Annotated in this window: 7 protein-coding genes; 1 reads left to right on the top strand and 6 read right to left on the bottom strand. The window is 65.7% G+C overall.

What is annotated here, in order from left to right; all coding sequences use genetic code 11:
- Positions 1-35: 35 nt before the first annotated feature.
- On the bottom strand, positions 36-9,731 hold the full coding sequence (locus AC57B1_RS31155; RefSeq protein WP_496419625.1) for an amino acid adenylation domain-containing protein: 9,696 nt from the start codon (positions 9,729-9,731) through the stop codon (positions 36-38).
- A 279-nt stretch (positions 9,732-10,010) separates the two neighbouring features.
- On the opposite strand from AC57B1_RS31155, the gene AC57B1_RS31150 reads away from it, so the two are divergent.
- Positions 10,011-11,777 (top strand): cyclic peptide export ABC transporter, encoded by a 1,767-nt coding sequence (locus tag AC57B1_RS31150; RefSeq protein WP_408341958.1) that lies wholly within the window; start codon positions 10,011-10,013, stop codon positions 11,775-11,777.
- 66 nt (positions 11,778-11,843) lie between these two features.
- Here AC57B1_RS31150 and AC57B1_RS31145 read toward each other — a convergent pair whose 3' ends face one another.
- The 5 genes from AC57B1_RS31145 to AC57B1_RS31125 form a co-directional block, all read right to left on the bottom strand.
- Complete coding sequence (locus AC57B1_RS31145) at positions 11,844-12,881, bottom strand: ABC transporter substrate-binding protein (protein WP_496419624.1); 1,038 nt, start codon at positions 12,879-12,881, stop codon at positions 11,844-11,846.
- 68 nt (positions 12,882-12,949) lie between these two features.
- The gene (gene fhuF, locus AC57B1_RS31140) at positions 12,950-13,765 is read right to left on the bottom strand and encodes a siderophore-iron reductase FhuF (RefSeq protein ID WP_408342719.1); all 816 of its coding nucleotides are present in this window, start codon (positions 13,763-13,765) and stop codon (positions 12,950-12,952) included.
- On the bottom strand, positions 13,765-15,879 hold the full coding sequence (gene fhuB / locus AC57B1_RS31135) for a Fe(3+)-hydroxamate ABC transporter permease FhuB (RefSeq protein ID WP_496419623.1): 2,115 nt from the start codon (positions 15,877-15,879) through the stop codon (positions 13,765-13,767). The genes fhuF and fhuB overlap by 1 nt, the downstream gene beginning before the upstream one ends.
- A complete protein-coding gene (locus AC57B1_RS31130; RefSeq protein WP_496419622.1) occupies positions 15,876-16,742 on the bottom strand; it encodes an ABC transporter ATP-binding protein in 867 nt (288 codons plus the stop codon). Before AC57B1_RS31130 ends, fhuB begins: the two co-directional genes overlap by 4 nt.
- A complete protein-coding gene (locus AC57B1_RS31125) occupies positions 16,739-17,761 on the bottom strand; it encodes a TauD/TfdA family dioxygenase (protein WP_408341950.1) in 1,023 nt (340 codons plus the stop codon). Before AC57B1_RS31125 ends, AC57B1_RS31130 begins: the two co-directional genes overlap by 4 nt.
- Positions 17,762-17,809: the final 48 nt, after the last annotated feature.

Genomic DNA, 17,809 nt, shown 5'->3' with positions numbered 1-17,809 from the left:
GCGGGTCGGCGCGTCGATCGGTCGATGTGGTGGGCTTATTGCAGTTCGAATTCGTCGAGCAGTGCATCGATCGCGCTCGCGGTATCGCCTGCTCCATGAGCCTCGCGTTCGGCGAGCGCACGATCGATCGCGGCGGCACAGCGCTGCAACGTGCGTTCGTCGAACAAGGTGCGTAGCGGCAAGATGAGCGCCCAGTGCAGATTCGCCTGCGCGTTGGCTTGTGTCGCAAGCAGCGAGTGGCCGCCTAACACGAAGAAATCTTCGTCGCGGCCAATCGTGTCGACGCGCAGCACGCGCTTCCAGATCTCGGCGAGTTCGCGCTCGGTGTCGGTGGCCGGCAATTCCAGCGCGTGTTCACCGACAGAGCCGCGCACGGGTGCGGGCAGCGCGTGACGGTCGCATTTGCCGTTCGGCGTGACCGGCAGCGCATCCATCGCGATCAGATGCGAGGGCACCATGTACGTCGGCAGTTGCGCTCGCAAACCATCGAGCAGCGCCTGCGTATCGAGCGCGTTGTCCGCGCTGCGCGCCACGTAGCCAATCAGTTGCTCGTCACGCACGATCACCACGGCATCGTGCACGCCCGGTGCCGTCCGCAGCAAGGCTTCGATTTCGCCCGGCTCGACGCGCTGGCCTCGCAGTTTCACCTGCGTATCCATACGGCCGAGATAGTCGAGCGCGCCGTCCGCGCGGCGGCGTGCAAGGTCGCCGGTTCGATAGAGCCGCGCGCCGTGCGAGAACGGATCGGGCACAAAGCGATCGGCGGTCAGTGCGGCTCGGCCAAGATAGCCGCGCGCAAGTCCCACACCGCCCAGGTACAGTTCGCCGATCGCGCCTTGCGGCAACGGCTGCAACGCCGCGTCGAGCACGTGTAGCTGCACGTTCGCAATGGGATGACCGATCGGCACGGAGGCCGCCTCGGCATCGCGCGCATCGAAAGTCCAGTGCGAAACGTCGATGGCCGCTTCGGTCGGGCCGTAGAGGTTGTAGAGCCGCGCGTGAGGGAGTTGCTTTGCCACGCGCGCCGCCAGTTCCGGCGCCAGCGCTTCGCCGCTGGCGACGATCCGCTCGATACTCGCGCAGCGCGCCGCCGCGTGGAAGTCTTCCAGTTGAGCGACGAAGGCCGCGAGCATCGACGGCACGAAATGCAGCGTCGTAACGCGGTGTGCTTCGATCGCGGCGACGAGGCGCGCCGGATCGCGATGCTCGCCAGGCGCCGCGATCGCGAGCTTCGCGCCGACGGCGAGCGGCCACACGAACTCCCATACCGACACGTCGAAACCGAACGGCGTCTTGTGCAACACGACGTCGCGGGCGTCGAGGCGATACGCGTCCTGCATCCACGCAATCCGGTTCGCCAGTGCGCGATGCGTATTGCCCGCGCCTTTCGGCTTGCCAGTCGAACCGGAGGTGTAGATCAGGTAAGCGAGCTGATCGGGCGCGACTGCGACCGGAGCGCTGAGCGTGAAGTCCGCGCCGCGTAGTGCGTCGACGGTCAGGATTTTCGCGCCGGTGCTGTTGACTGCGTTCGTGACCATTTCCAGCAGATTGGGCTGCGTCAGTACGACGGCCGGTCTCGCGTCGTCGAGCAAATACGCGATGCGCTCCGCCGGATAGTCCGGATCGATCGGCAGATAAGCCGCGCCCGCTTTGAGCACGCCGAGCAGCGCCACCACCATGTCGAACGAGCGCTCGACACACAGCGCCACCGCCGTGTCCGCGCGCACGCCTGCTTCGATGAGCGAGGCGGCGACGCGATCGGCGTTCGCGTCGAGTTCGCCGTAGGACATCTGGTGCGTGCGTCCTTGCGAATCGGCGAATTCCAGCGCGATAGCCTCTGGCGATATCAACGCCTTCTGTTCGAACTGCCGATGCAGCGCCTGTTGCTGCGTGAGCGGCCACGCTTGCACCGTCGCGTTGAAGCGGTTCAGCGCGGCGAGGTCGTCCGCCGTGGCAATCGAAATCGTGCCGAGCCGCGCGTCCGGATTTGCGATCAGGCCCGCGAGACACGAAGCGAACGCGCGATGCAACGCGGCGACACGCGCTTCATCGAGTTGCGCGGCGTCGTAACCGTAGTCGATCGTAAGCGTGGTGCCCGCTTCGATCACCAGCGTGAGAGCGAAGTCCGTCGCTTCGATATTGCGCAGCTCACGCAGCTCCAGCGCTCGCTCGTCGCGGCCCTGCCAGGCTTCGTCCACGGGGTAGTTTTCGAACACGACCAACGTGTCGAACAGCGCGCCGCCACCCTGCCCCGCCCATTGCTGGATTTCAGACAGCGGCGTATGCGCGTGCTCGGCGGCCGCGGCGTTATCGCGCTGCAGGTCGTGCAGCCATGCCGAAGCCCGGCGTTGCGGCAACGGCGCGGTGATCACCGGCAGCGTGTTGATGAACAGACCGAGCACGGTATCGACGTCCGGCAGCGCGTCAGGACGGCCCGCGACGGTCGCGCCGAAGGCGACTGCCGTGTGATGCGTCATACGTTGCAGCGCGAGCGCCCACGCGCCTTGCACCATCGTATTGAGCGTGACTTTCAGACGGCGCGCGGTGTCGATTAGACGCGCCGTCGTGGCTGCGTCGACGGTTTCACGGCGCGTGAGATGGCGCGATTCGCGGCGACCGCTTGCGGACTCCGGCGCGGCGATCAGCGTCGGCTCGTCGAGCAGTGCGAGGCGTTGCAGCCAGAATGCGCGCGCGCTGTCGGCATCACGCGCGGCGAGCCACGCGATGAAGTCGCGATAGCGCGTCTTCGTGGGCGCAGCGAACAGCTGCGGACGCGGCGGCTCGATGTAATCGCGCAGCACATCCGCAAAGAAGCGCGCGGTGCTCCAGCCATCGAGCAGCAAATGGTGACGCGTCCAGATGAGACGCCACGCGTTGTCCGTGATGCGGATTAGCGCGACGCGCATCAGCGGCGGCGACGTCAGATCGAAACCGCGCGAGCGGTCGGCGCGGAGCCAGTTTTCGAAAGCATCCATCGCACCCGCGCCGCGCTCGCGCCAGTCGAGAATCTCGACGGGCATGCGCGCCTGGCGATGCACGATCTGCATCGGCGCCGCCTCATCCGGCGTGAAGCTCGTGCGCAAAATGTCATGGCGCGGCACCGCCGCCTCGAATGCCGCACGCAGGCGCTCCACAACCGGGTCGATCAACGTCGCGACCAATTGATTCACATAAGTGGACTGCTCGGGCGCGAATAGAGAGTGAAACAGAATGCCGTGCTGCATCGGCGAAAGCGGATAGATATCGTCGATCGTGCGCAAGTCGAGCGGCATGCGTTCGATAGCAGCCTGTGTCAGGCCGCCCGCCCGCGCGAGCGGATAATCGCCAGGCGTTGCGCCGCCGCCTCGTTGCGCAAGACGCGCAGCGCATTCGGCAACAAGTTCAGCGAGCGCGCCTTCGAAGCGCTGCGCGTGTGCCTCCACAGTAGCGCGCTCGAACTGCGTCGCGCCGTAGACCCAATGGACTTTGAGCGTGCGCGTGGCGTCGCCGTCGATATAGGCGTGAATCGCCAACGCGTTGCCAATCGGCCCCGCCGGATCGCGCTCGCGGCCCGCGCCACCAAAACGCGGTACGAGCGCCGCCTCGCGAGGGGCGTCGAACTGGCCGAGGTAGTTGAAGGTCACATGCGGGCGTGGCACGGCGGCGAGCGCCGCACGCGTCGCCGTGTCGCCGTAGTGGCGCAGCACGCCGAAACCGAGGCCTTTGTTCGGCACCGCGCGCAACGTGTCCTTGACCACGCCGAGCGTAGCGGCCGGGGTGCTTTCAAGCGAGAACTGCACCGGATAGTGACTCGTCAGCCAGCCTGGCGTGCGGCTCACGTCGACGTCGTCGAACAAGGCCTCGCGGCCGTGACCTTCGAGTTCGATGCGGCACACCGGCAAGCCGAGCGACTGCGCCAGCGCGGCAATCAGCAGTTCGATCGTCTGCGTTCGATAGGCGGCATTCGCCTCCGTCAACGCGGCGCGCGTGAGATCGGCGCCGATCGTCTGGATCACGGATTGCGCGTCGGCGTTGGTCGCCCTGGCGTGCGGATCGTCGAGCGGCAGATCGTCGTACGGCGCGGCGAGCGCGGTCCAGTACGGTATTTCTGCGGCGAACGGCGAGTGTGTCATGTCGCGCGCGGCGCGTGCGAGGCGCACCGCCCATTCCTGCGCACTCGTTCCCGTGGACGCGAGCCGCACGCTGCGGCGCTCGCAAGCGGCGCGATAGACGGCATCGAGATCGTCCAGCAGCACGCGCCACGACACACCGTCGACGATGATGTGATGGATCGCCAGATAGAGTTTGGTGGCACCGTCAGGCAGCAGCGCAGCCAGGGCACAGACGAGCGGGCCGCGTGTCAGATCGAGCGTGCTTTGCAACCCGTCGAACTGAGCGAGCGCGTCCGCCTCGTCGCGTGCGCAGACCGCTGCTAGCGGCAGTGTTTCGAACGCTTGCGCGGCCAGCGTGAGCCGCCATTCGCCATGCGACCCGACCGGCGTGAAGCGCTGGCGGAAAATGTCGTGGTGCGTCAGCAGCGTTTCGAAGGCGCGGGCGAATGCGTCGAAGTCGAACGGCGCTTGCGCGTCGAGTTCAATGGATTGATTCCAGTGGCCACGCTGCGGAATATCCAACGCAAAGAAGCGCAGTTGTGCGGGCGTGAGCGTGGTGGCCTCGTCCGTTTTGGGTGGCGTGCCTTGCGCATTCGGGATGGCGGGCGCCGCTTGCACGGCGAGTTCCACCGTAGTCGCGACGCGCGCCAGTTGCGCAAGCGTTGGCGCATCGAATAGTTGCTTGGGCGTGAAGCGCACGCCGCGTTTGCGCGAACGGGCGATCACCTGCAACACCAGAATAGAGTCGCCGCCCAGTTCGAAGAAGTTGTCGTCGCGGCCCACACGTTCGGCTTTGAGCACGTCCTTCCAGACGGCGGCGAGGGTTTCTTCGGTCGGGCCTTGCGGCGCGTCGGCGGCGGCCATTGCGGGCGCTGGCGCGACCGCCAGCGCCCGCAATGCCGCCCGATCCACCTTGCCGTTGGCAGTCACGGGCAACGCGGCGACCTGCTGCAACACCGCCGGCACCATGTAATCCGGCAGGCTGACGCTCAACGCCGCGCGCAACGAGGCTTCGTCAAAACGCGCTCCGCTCGTCATCGCAACGAACGACGCCAGACGCAAACGCCCGTCATGCTCCACGGCAAGCGTTTCGGCCTGAGCGACGCCTTCGAGCACGCGCAGCGCCGCGCTGACCTCGCCCGGCTCGACACGGTAGCCGCGAATCTTCACCTGGTCGTCGAGCCGGCCCAGAAAATCCAGTCGGCGATCGGCGCGCAGTCTGACGCGGTCGCCGGTTCGATAGAGTCGCTCGCCTGGCACGAAAGGATTCGGTACAAAACGCTCGGCGGTTGCGGCAGGACGACCCAGATAGCCGCGCGCCAAACCCGGGCCGCCAAGATACAACTCTCCGATTGCGCCTGGCGGCACGCTCGCGCCGCTGCTGTCGAGCACACACGCGTAGGCGTTCGGCAACGGCAGACCGAGCGGCACGGCGTGTGCCGCTTGCGTGCTCGGCGCGCGCAATGCCGCTTGCTCCGGCGCGGACGTATCGCACGTCAATGCGCCTACGGTTGCTTCAGTCGGGCCATAGTGATTGATAACGCGGCAGGCGGGCTTGAGCGCAGCGATCCGCTCAACCAGCGACCACGGCAGCGTTTCGCCACCCGTCACCAGCGCGTGTGCGGGCAGCACGTCGGCGGGATGCTGCGCGTCGAGCAACGCGTGCAAGTGGCTCGGCACGATCTTGAGAATGCCGACGTTGCGCCTGCGCATTTCGTGGGCGAAGCGATCGGGATCGAACGCGCATTCCGCGGGCAACAGGTGCAGCGTGCGGCCCGAGCACAGCGCGCCGAATAGCGTCGTATGGCCGAGGTCGGCCGCGACGGTGGAGACCATCGCCATCGAAGCGTTCGCGGCGAACGCGAGTTCGTCCAGCATGCCTTCGACATAATCAGCCAGCGCACCGTGCGAAATCACGACGCCCTTGGGCGTGCCGGTCGAGCCTGAGGTGAAGATCAGGTAGGCGGCTTGATCGGCCAACGGTGGCATGTGCGAAGCGATCGAGTCATCCACGCTCGCCGGCGATGCAGCTTGCGTGAGCGCATCGAAGTCGAGCGCGGCCGCGCCGCCTAACGTGGTGACCGCTTGACCGGCTGTCAAAATCCAGCGCGCGCCACAGGTATCGACAGACGTAGTCAAGCGCTCATTCGGCGCCGCGGGATCGAGCGGCACAACGTACGCGCCGGACTTCATCACGCCGATCAGCGCGACCACAAAGCGCACCGAGCGCTCGATACACACCGCCACCGCCTGTTCAGCGCCAACCTCACGCTGCCTCAAAGCAAATGCGATTCGGTCGGACGCCGCGTCGAGGTCGGCATACGTGAGTTGCTGATCGACATCCGCGAGTGCCACACCGTGCGGCGTTTCACGCACATAGCGCGCGAACAGCGCGAGCACGTTGCCAGCCGCCGGTTGAAATTCGCGTCCGCGTCGCGCGGATCGATATTCGGCGCTATCCGCACAATCCAGTTCAGCAATCGCGCACTGAGGATCGCGCACGGCATCCGCGACGAGCGCGGCGTAGCTATGGAGCCACGCGCGAGCGGTCGCTTCGTCGATACCGTCGAGCGCGTACGCCGCGACCAGTTCGATGCCGCGCGGGTCGTCGGTGAAATCGAGCGCGTAATCGAAGCGGGCGGCGAGATCCAGACCCGGCGACATGCGCACCGAGGCGCCCGGCAATTCAGCCGTCAACTCCAGATCGAACTGCTGCGCGAACTTGACCTTCAGCCACGCATCGCCGCGCCGCACCGGCGGCTTGACGGCGTCGAGCACCTGATCGAAGGGCACATCCTGATGCGCGAACGCATTGAACGTGGAAAGGCGCACGCCGTCGAGCAACGCGGCGAACGATTGGTCCGGCGCGACGCGCGTTCGTAGCGCAAGCGTGTTGAGGAAGAGGCCCACCAGCGGCACGGTCTCCGCCCGCTGCCGATGAGCGATCGGCGCGGCCACGACGACATCGGTCGCGCCGGTCAAACGATAGAGCCACGCGTCGAAGGCGGCGAGCAGCACCGTGAACGGGGTTGCTCGCGCGCGTCGCGCCGTCTCGCGCACGGCTTCGGAAAGTGCTGCGGGTAAACGCAGCGCGAGACGGCCGCCACGATAGTCGTGTTCCGGTGAGCGCGGCCGGTCGAGCGGCAACGCGAGTGGTCCGGGTGCATCGCTCAGCGCATCGCGCCAGTACGCCAGTTGCCGTGCGCCTTCGCCCGCGGCAAGCCAGTCGCGTTGCCATTGCGCGTAGTCGGCGTACTGCACCGTCAGTGCGGGCAACTGCGGCTCGCTTCCCATCGCGAACGCTGTGTAAGCTGTTCGGATTTCGTCGAAGGCACAGCGTGAGCTCCAGCCATCGCTGATCGAATGATGCGTGGTCAACAGGAAACGCTGCGTGTTGTCGGTTAGCGTGACAAGCGCGGCGCGCACCAATGGCCCTTTCGATAGATCGAAGGCCGCGCCAACGTGCTGTTCCGTGAACGCCGCCAATCGCGCGACGCGTTCGACCTCACTCTCGGCGCGCAAATCAATGTACGCAATCGGCACCGGCAAGCGTGCGTGAATGCGTTGCACGACGACCCCATCATCGGACTCGACCAGCGTGGTTCGCCATGCCTGATGGCGTGCGATGACACAGTCGAGCGCGCGTTGCAGCGCGCCAAACTCGAGTGCGCCCCGCACATTCCATTGCACGGCGACGTGATACGCCGCGCCTGCGTGCTGCGTTTGCGCGAGCACCCAGAAGCGCTGTTGCGCGAACGAGGCCGCACGGTCAACGAACGGCGCGTCGGCGGTATGCACGACGTTGATCGAATGCGAACCTGCCGCTGTTTCGGGCTCGCTCTCGTCGATCAGACGCGCCAGCGCTTCGAGCGGTTGATCGGCAAACAGCGCATCGAGCCGCAGATTCACGCGCCACTCGATACGAATCGCCGCTTGCAATTGCATCGCCGTGAGCGAGTCGCCACCGCAAGCGAAGAATCGATCCGTGCAGCCAATCGGCGCGGCGCCGTTCAACAGCGTTTGCCAAAGCGCCGCCAGGCGCGTTTCCGTGGCGGTGCGAGGCGCGACATGATGCGCATCGGCCGCGACCGGCATCGCGGCAATGGAGTCGCGCAAGGCGGCGCGATCGAGCTTGCCATTCAGCGTATAAGGCAGACGCACGAAGCGCGCGATGCGCTGCGGCATCCACGCTTGAGGCAAATGCGCGGCGAGATGCGCTTGCAGTGCGGCATCGTCGAGTGCGTCGTCGCGCAGCACCACGCAGGCGATCAATTGCGTCCGGCCGCCTGCGGCTTCGGCCAGCACGCCCGCATCGGCCACCGCCGGATGCGTCAGCAGGCAGGCCGCGATTTCGCCGGGCTCGACGCGCACGCCGCGCACCTGAACCTGATCGTCGATGCGGCCGAGATAATCGAACGAGCCGTCGTCACGTTCGCGTGCGAGGTCGCCGGTGCGGTAAATCCGTTCGCCCGGTGCGCCGTGCGGGTCCGGCAAAAAACGTTCCGCCGTCAGCGCCGCACGGCCGTGATAGCCGCGTGCGAGGCACACGCCGCCGAGCAACAATTCGCCGGCCTCGCCCCGTTGCGCCGCGCCATCGACACGCGCCACGCGCCGCCCGATCGGCCAGCCTATCGGCAGCGATGCAAAACCATTGCCGTCTTCTAGCGCCGGCGTCACACCCGGATCGACGGGCCATAGCATCGGCGAGATCACCGCCTCCGTCGGTCCATACCCATTGACGAGACGCACCGACGGAAATACGCGGCGAATCTCGTCGAAACTGTCTTGCGACATCGCTTCGCCGCCGAACAGCAGCGTGCGCAGCGAAGGCGGCACGCCTAGACGCTCGCAAACGTTCGCGAACTCGCGCACATAAGCGGGCGGCAGCGTCGTATTGGTGATGTTTTCGCGCAGCATGAACGCGTGCGTGGTCTCCGGCGCGAACGGCGGTGGATCGCTGATCACCACGCTGCCGCCGACGGCAAGCGGTACTAGCCACGCTTCGATGGAGACGTCGAAATTGACCGAAGCAAAATGCAGCACACGGTCGGCGGCGCTGATCGGCAACGAGCCTGCGAGCGCTTCGCCGTGCGCGGCGAGCGGACCGTGCTCGACAGCCACCGCCTTCGGCGTGCCTGTCGAGCCGGAGGTGTAAATCATGTAGGCCGCCGCGCGCGGATGCACCGGCGCGTCTTCGTCGTCGAAATATGGCGCTGCCGCATCTGCCGTGTCTGCCGTAGCAACGCTTGCCACGTCGAAACATTGAACGAAACGCGTGCGCATTGCCGCATCAGCCGAACCGTCGACGATGCCGTGCATGAGCCCAGCATCCCGCGCGACCCAATCGAGGCGCGCTGGCGGATGACGCGGATCGAGCGCGACGAACACGCCGCCCGCCTTCAATACAGCCAGCAACGCGACGAACAGATCGCAGGAACGCGCAACGCACACGCCCACGCGAACTTCAGTCGTCACACCCGCGGCACGCAGTCGCGCGGCAAGACGCGCCGCGCGACTCTCCAGTTCCCCGCGCGTCAAGCGCACAGTGTACGGCGTGAATGACGCCAGTGCGGGCGCATCGGGATCGATGCGCGCCATGGCGCGGATCTGGTGGTGCAACGCAATCGGGAAGCTCGTCATGGGCATGAAATCCGTTAGAACCGGCCGCTTCGGCCAAGTCGCCGGCCGCAATGGGCCGCTTCATTGGTGTGACGATCCGCAATCGCAAATCTTTACCGCGCATGGCGTTTTATTTGGACTGCATCATTTCGTCGTGGCAGATCGCTGTGCGCGGTAAATGTTTGCTTCGCCCATTCGTCTATCAGGCGAGGGGCGAGTCTTCGCGCCCCGCTGAATGGCCGCATGCACGCATGCGCTGCGATTTACCGATCCATTGCGACCCACTGCGATACCTTGCCGATGACCGCTGCCAACGAGCGCTACGACGCGCCACCCTCGTCTTCTTCCTCTCCCTCCGGTTCCGCGGCCAAGCCCGCCATGCGCCTGATCGTGGCGCTGCTCAAGCGCTCTCGCGGTTCGTTCGCGATCGCGTTGAGCGCCTGCGTGCTGAACGGCATCGCCAGTGTGCTGCTCGTTGCCACCTTGAGCCGCGCGCTGTCGCAAGCGGGCGCCGCCGATATGTCGCTCGCCATGCGCTTCGCGTTGTGCGCGGTGATCGCACTCGTCACGCGTGTCATCACCGGCGTGCTGTTCGCGCGCCTTTCGCAAGACACGATGGCGCAGTTGCGCGAACATGTCGCGCGGCGTGTGGCCGAAGCCGAGTTGCGCGATGTCGAGCGGATCGGCGCGGCGCCCGTCCAATCCGTGCTGACCGACGACGCCACCAACGTCTCGATGCTGTTCTTCGCGTTGCCCAATCTCGTGATGCACGGCTCGATCGTGTTCGGTTGCCTGGGTTATCTCGCGTGGCTATCGTGGCCGGTCTGCCTGCTCGCGCTCGCCGCGATCCTGGTCGGCTCGCTCGGCTATCACGCCGGCGACAAGCGCGCGATCGCCTCGCTCGAAGCCGCGGGCCGCTCTCAGGACAAGCTGTTCGGCTACCTCGGCGCGCTCTTCACCGGCGCGAAGGAACTGAAGCTGCACCAGGCGCGTTCGCGTCAATTCGTGGACGGCCAGCTCGGCTCCGCGATCGACGAAGTACGCGATCATCGGCGCCGGGCGTTCAGCGCCTATGCGGTCGGGGTCGGCTGGATCGTGTTCCTGTTCTACGTGTTTCTCGGCGTTGCGGCGTTCTGGCCGGCGCTCGGCGTGCATGCCGACGCGCCGTCCGCATCGGGCTACGTGGTCGTGTTCCTGTTCATGCTGCTGCCGCTGGACGGCCTGCTCAACAATGTGCCGACGCTGAACGCCGCGCGCGTTTCGCTCGATCGCATCGAGAAAGTGATGGCTGAATTCGGCGCGCTGCGCATCTCGCCGCCGCCCGACGAAAACGCTTCGCATGCGCCGTATCGCACGCTCACGCTCAGCAATGTCACACACTCGTACTTCCACGAGCGCGATGAGCGGATGTTCCGCGTCGGGCCGGTCAATCTGACCTTCAGGCCGGGCGAACTGGTGTTCATCGTGGGCGGCAACGGCAGTGGCAAGACCACGCTCGCAAAAGTGCTGACCGGCCTCTACGAACCCGAAGACGGCACGATTGAACTGGACGGCAAGCCGGTCGGCTTTGCGGAACGCGCCGCATATCGCCAGCGTTTCACCGCCGTATTCAACGATTTTCATCTTTTCGACGCGCTGCTCGGCATCGTCGATCCGAACGACGCCTCGCGCGCGCAGGAGGATGCCCGAGCCAACGCGCTGGTCGCGAAGCTCGCGCTCGATCACAAGGTGCAGGTCGTGAACGGCGCATTCTCCACGCGAGCGCTTTCCACAGGACAACGCAAACGCCTGGCACTGGTGGTCGCGTATCTGGAAGACCGGCCGTTTTATCTGTTCGACGAATGGGCGGCGGATCAGGATCCGCAATTCAAAGCAGTGTTCTATGAGCAACTGTTGCCGGAGTTGCGTTCACGCGGCAAGACAGTGCTGGTGATCAGTCACGACGACCGTTACTTCCACCTCGCGGACCGGGTGTTGAAGCTGGAAAACGGCAGTATCGTCAGCGAGACGCATGGTTCGGCACAGGCGGTGCTGAGCCCGGCAGCGGCCAACGGTACGATGGGATGATGAAGTGAGAGATCTGCAAGCAGAGCGCTGTTTTTTCTGCGCTCTGCTTGCTGGAGCGTGGGTCGCTTACTTCTTTACTGCGGGCTTCGGCAAGGACAACAGCATGTCCGTCATCGTATCGGCGAGCCGCAACGCCGACATCGGTCCACCAAATCCCCAGATATTGCGCTCGACAAGCCCAACGCGCCCCGAACTGCGAGCCGGCACGAAACGCCAGATCGGTGAATCGAGTTTGGTGGCGAGCGGGACATCTTTTCCAGTCGCGCTGACGAACAGCACGGTCAGCGCCGGCTTCTTCAATAGGTCTTCCGAACTCACGTATGCAGTGCCTTCGCGTGTCGCTTCGGCGGGCCACGGATCGAGTCCGAGCGCTTGCGCGACACCCGCCGCCGTGCTGTTGCCCGTAAACGCCCAGTAGCGGTCCGGCAAGCCCAATTCCTGCAACCAGGCCACCTGTTCGCCACGGCGGCCGGCTTCGGCAAGGCGCTGGGCGTCGCGGGCGAACCCGGTATCGACCTTCGCCTCGACGGCACGCGCCGCCTCTTCGCGTCCGGTCAGGCAACCGATGGTGCGCAGAATCTTGCGGCTCCAATCGAGTTGCGTGACGTGGGCGCCGTCTTCGGTGAAGTTCGGGCCGTATTTGAACAGTACGGTCGGCGCGATGCGTTCAAGGGCCGCGAAGATCGGCGCATGGCGCAAACCGACGCCGAGGATCAGATCGGGTTTGACTGCTGCGATCGCTTCGAGGCTCGGCTCCTGCCGTGTGCCGATGTCGGGCACCGACGCGAGGCGCGCGTTGTCGTAGCCGATCCACACCGGGTAATACTCGGGATCGGCCATGCCGACCGGCGTGATGCCGACTGCCGCGAGGTCTTCGGCGAACATGAATTCGAGCACGACGATACGCTTTGGCTGTGCGGGCAACGTCGGACTCGATTGCGAAACGATCGGATTGTCGGCCAACGGCGTGCAGGCTTCCTGCTGTGTTTTCGGGTTGGTCGCGCGAGTTGCGAGGCCTGTTTTCGTTGCGGCCGCGGCAGTGCTAGTGCTTTGTGCGAACACATACGAGTTGGAAAACAACGTTGCCGCCACAGCGGCGGTCACGCAAAGCTGCCTGAAACGCGGGATTTTATTCGCATGACGTGGCTTGGGCGCCGACGCCGCCAGCCTCGTCATCGTGACGCGGTCTGCAATGCGATCTCCGCATCGCTCATTGTCAATAGCAGGGGGCAGCGTCCGCACAGTTGCGTCTCTCCGGGAATTTCATAACGTACACAGCACACGCGCCGTGCGCTGAACGGGTTCGGCAAACTGGCGGCGCGCGGCTTTGCCTGACGCACCGGCAGACGTAGCGGATTGGCCTCGCCATTGGCACCAAGCGGACCGAACAGCCATGCCATGTCGTCGCTCAAATCGAATTGCGGCGCGCACTGTTCGAACAGGTAGTCCAGCAGATTGCCTGCATTGCTCCACAAAACGCGCGGCGCGATTCGGGTCAGCGCGCACAGTGTCTCGATCACCGCATTCAAGTGCTCGACGAGCGGCGCATATCGGCGAGCAGGTTCACATTCGACGGGCTGCAGTGCATCGCATGCGAAATACGCGGCGATGGGAAGGCCGTCGCGCAGCACGACATGCGTTTTATCCGGCGACATGACGAGCGGCCTGCGCAGCAACGCCGCCGCGACGAATCCCGCGGTCGCGGTGAAACCGAAGTAGTACTTGGTCCATTGCGACAGCAACGCGCGTGCATGCGTTTCGCGCTCGCCGCCGTATAGCTTGACCATCGCATCGAGCAATTCCGTGCGATGGTTGGCCAGTTCACTAACAGCGATCACGGTCAGCCCAGCGGTCGGGTCAACGGCGAGTGCGGGTTCATCGACCACGTTCGGCGTACCGAGCCACACATGCTCGAGATAATGCGCGATCGACTCCGGCGCGAAGCCCGCAAAGCAGCGCGCTCGCTCGTCATGCACAGGTTGCCGCATCACCGTTTGCCCCGCTTCTCGCGACGCGCCTCCACGATCAATAGCGCAAGCAGATAAGGCGCACCGATCAATGCGGTCAGCACACCCGCGGGAATTTCGCGCGGTGCCAGCAACGTGCGCGCGGCGATATCGGCCACGACCAGCACCAGTGCGCCGCACGCCGCAGCCAGCCATAAGCGCGTGCGATGAGCACGCGCGCCGAGCATCGACGCCAGATGCGGCGCCATCAAACCGATGAAACCAACCGGCCCCACCGCGGCCACCGCCGCGCACGCAGCCAGCGTCGCCACGGTCAGCACCAGCGGACGCAGCACGCCAATCGGCAAACCGAGCGAGGCGGCCTGATCGTCGCCCAAGGCGAGCAGATCGAGCGGACGCGCGAGCAGTGCGAACACCGGCACGGCCAGCACGCACCACGGCAGCAGCGTCGTCACTTCGCCCCAGCTGCGCCCGTACGTGCCACCGACCAACCACACCACGAAGCGCGCGGGCTGCACGCTTTGCTGGGTGATGAGCCATTGCGACAGTGTCGTCCACAGCGTGCCGATCACGATACCCGTGAGCGCAACCGCGAGCGGCGCATAGCGATGCCGGCGATTCAGCACGAGGGTCAAGGCCAACGTGATGCCGCCGCCCGCAAGCGACGCGACGGCCAGCGTCGAATGTGCCGCGAGCGGCCACATGACGAGCGCCGCGAGCGTTGCAAGGCCCGCGCCTTGCGTCACGCCCAGCACTTCCGGACCGGCGAGCGGATTGCGTACGATGCTTTGCATCAGTACGCCGCTCGCGGCGAGCAGCGCCCCCGCCAGCAATGCGCAGATAAGGCGCGGCAGACGCAGATCGAGCAGCATTCTCGCCAGCTCGTCGCGATGATCGAAGGCGGCGAGCCAACGTTGCACACCGATCGTCGTCGGGCCGAACGACGCGCCCGCACACACGATCGCGATGCCGAGCAGCACTAATATGCTTGCCGTCAGCGGCCAGGGCCACCTATCAACAATGCGCACGAGGCGCGTGCCAGTTCGTGCGACGGCGCGGTCATGACCGGCATGCAATGCGCCCGACCACGCGGCGCCGCTCCGGATCATCGCCAGCATCAAAGGCGTGCCGACAAAGGCAATCGCGACGCCGGTCGAAAGGGTTGCGTCGAGATCGAGCGCCTGCACGGCGCTATCGGTGACGAGCACCAGCGTGCCGCCGACCAGCGCGGACAAGGGTACGAGCGCGGCCAGCCTCGAAGACTTCGCGCCGCGTATCTGCCGCAGCAGATTGGGTGCGATCAGGCCGACATACGAGAGCGGTCCGGCGACACTGACCGCGACGCTCGCGAAGCCCACCGCCACCACCATCGCCGCGAGCCGCGTGGCATCCACGCGAACGCCGGCCGCCGCGGCGGCTTCGTCGCCGAGGGCGAGCGGATCGAGCGGGCGAATCACGAACGGCAACGCGATCAGCGGCAGCACGAGCCAGGTTGCCGCGATCTTCAACCCGGCCGCGCCAGGTTGATACAGACTGCCGCTCGCCCACAACGACACGCCGACGATGCTCTGCTCGAAGAACGCAAGAATCAGCGTGGTCAGCGCGGAGAACAGCAGCATGCAGACGCTGCCGGCAAGAACGAGCCGCAACGGCGTCGCGCGCCAGCCGCCCGCGCCCGCGGCCGCGGCCACGCACGCCGCCGCGCCGAGACCGCATGCGAACAGCAGCGGCACGGATGCCACGCCGGCCAGCGACGGCACCAGCATCGCGGCGAGCAAGCCGAGCTGCGCGCCGCCGGTAATGCCGAGAAGATCCGGCGAAGCCAGCGGATTGCGTGTCAGCGACTGGAACAACGTGCCCGCCACTGCGAGGCAGCCGCCTGCCACCAGCGCCGCTAGAATGCGCGACACACTCAGGTCGAACAGCAGAATGCCGGCGAGCTGCGCGGCGTCGCTGCCTACCGGCGCGGAGAACCATGCGCGAAAACCGGGCGCGACACGCATCACAGACACGACGACGATCAACGCGACTAGCGCGGCGGCGATCGTGGTGACGCGGCTTTTGACGGGCGCACGGTAGCTGTTGAGCGCCGGCGCATTGCGGCGCATGCGTTTGCGCGCTGCCAGCGTCGTCATGCGGCGAGGTCCTTGCTCGTGGCTTCTTCAGGAAGTGAGGCGGAGGCGCTGGCGATATCCACTGCATCGCCGTCATACGCCGGCACGCACATCGGCGCGCCCGTTTGCGGATGCGCGATCTTGAGCATCGGCACACTGAAGGTTTCGTTCAGGTGGCGCGGGTCGAGCATGGCATCGGGCGACCCTTGCGCAACGATGCGGCCGGCGCGCATCAGCACGATTTCGTCGCTATAGGCTGCGGCCTGGTTGAGATCGTGGAGCACCCACACGATCGTGAGGCCGCGCGTTCGATTCAATCGGCGCAATTCGCGCAGAATGTCCAGTTGATGATGGATGTCGAGATACGTAGTCGGCTCGTCGAGCAGCACGATCGGCGCCTGCTGTGCCAGCGCCATCGCAATCCACGCGCGTTGCCTTTCGCCGCCCGAGAGCGCGGCGACGTCACGCGCGGCGTCGGCCGCGAGTCCGCTGGTCGCGAGCGCCTCGTCGATCGCCGCGTGGTCGGCGCGCGACAGTCCGCGCAGCCAGCCGCCGTGCGCGTACCGGCCGTACGCGACCAACTCGCGTACGGTGAGGCCCGAAGGAATCTGGTTGAACTGCGCGAGCATGGTGAGCGTACGGGCGAGTACACGGCGCCCGTGCGAAGCGAGCGGCACGCCGTTGACATCGACACTGCCGGACAAGGCCGGTTGCAAACCGGCGAGCGTGCGCAACAGCGTGCTTTTGCCGCAGCCGTTCGGCCCGCACAACGCCGTGACGCGGCCGGCCGCGATGTTCAGGTTCAGACCGTGGAGCACGACGTGATCGCGATAGCCGACCGTCAGCGAATGCGCCGCGAGCGCCACGCCCTGCGATTTCGTCATTGCGAAGCCATCCGTTTTTCGCCTTCGGCTTCGCTATAGCTTCTTGACATCGCCACCACGACTTTGCGTGGCCCTTCGAACGGATCGCGAGCATGCGCGGTGAGCATGTTGTCGAGCATCAGCACGTCGCCGGTCAGCCACGGAAACACGATACGTTGCTGATCGAGCACGCCGCGGATCTCCGCCAGTGCGTCCGCTTCGAGCGGTTCGCCGTCGCCGTAATAGACGTTGCGCGGCACGTTTTCCAGGCCGACTGAGTCGATCAACGCCTCCTGCATGTCTTCATCGAGCGACGAAAGGTGGAACAGGTTCGCCTGATTGAACCAGACTTGCTCGCCGGTGCGTGGATGACGCGCTACCGCCTGGCAACGCTCGCGCGTGCGCAGCAGCAGTTCGCCGTCTTCGCTATCGCGCCATTCGCACTCGATGCCACGCGCGCGGCAAATCTGCTCGACCGTGCGCGGGTCGTCCGAACCGAACGCCTGCTCCCAGGGCAGATCGAGCCCTTGCCCGAAATTGCGCACATAGAGCAGTTCACGCTTCGTAAAGCGCTCGACTAGCGACGGATCGAGCGCACGGTAGATCGCACGGCTATCGGCGATCGGCGTCGCGCCGCCTGAGCGTGCAGCCAGCGCGCAGTGAAACCAGATACGCAACGGCCATTCGCGCGTGTACGACTGTTCGTTATGCAAAGGAATCGAGCGATGCGGCGGATATTCCGTCGACGTGTAAACCGCGCCCTCCACCTGGCTGCGCGGCGTCGATGCGAATTCATAGCCGATCAGCGGATGCCCGAACGATCCCGCGAAACGTTGAAACGCGTCGATCGAGCCCACGTGAAAACCGGTGAACAGAACACCGCCCGCGCGCTCAAGCGTGTCGTCGACTATCGCGCGCAGCAGCGGCGCCGCTTCCTCCAATGAAATCGCGGCGCCCGCGCGCGGCGAGACGATAGTCGGCAGACCGGGCTCGATCGATAGATCGGCGAGCGTGGGCAGCGGCATGGAAAGCATGGTCATACTCTGAATCCTTTTGCTGGAGCGGCGTGGCCGGGCGCATGCCCGAGG

The organism is Paraburkholderia sp. BGA-UO-ETr-F21 (assembly GCF_059567925.1).
This window is presented reverse-complemented; position numbering and strand designations above follow the sequence as displayed.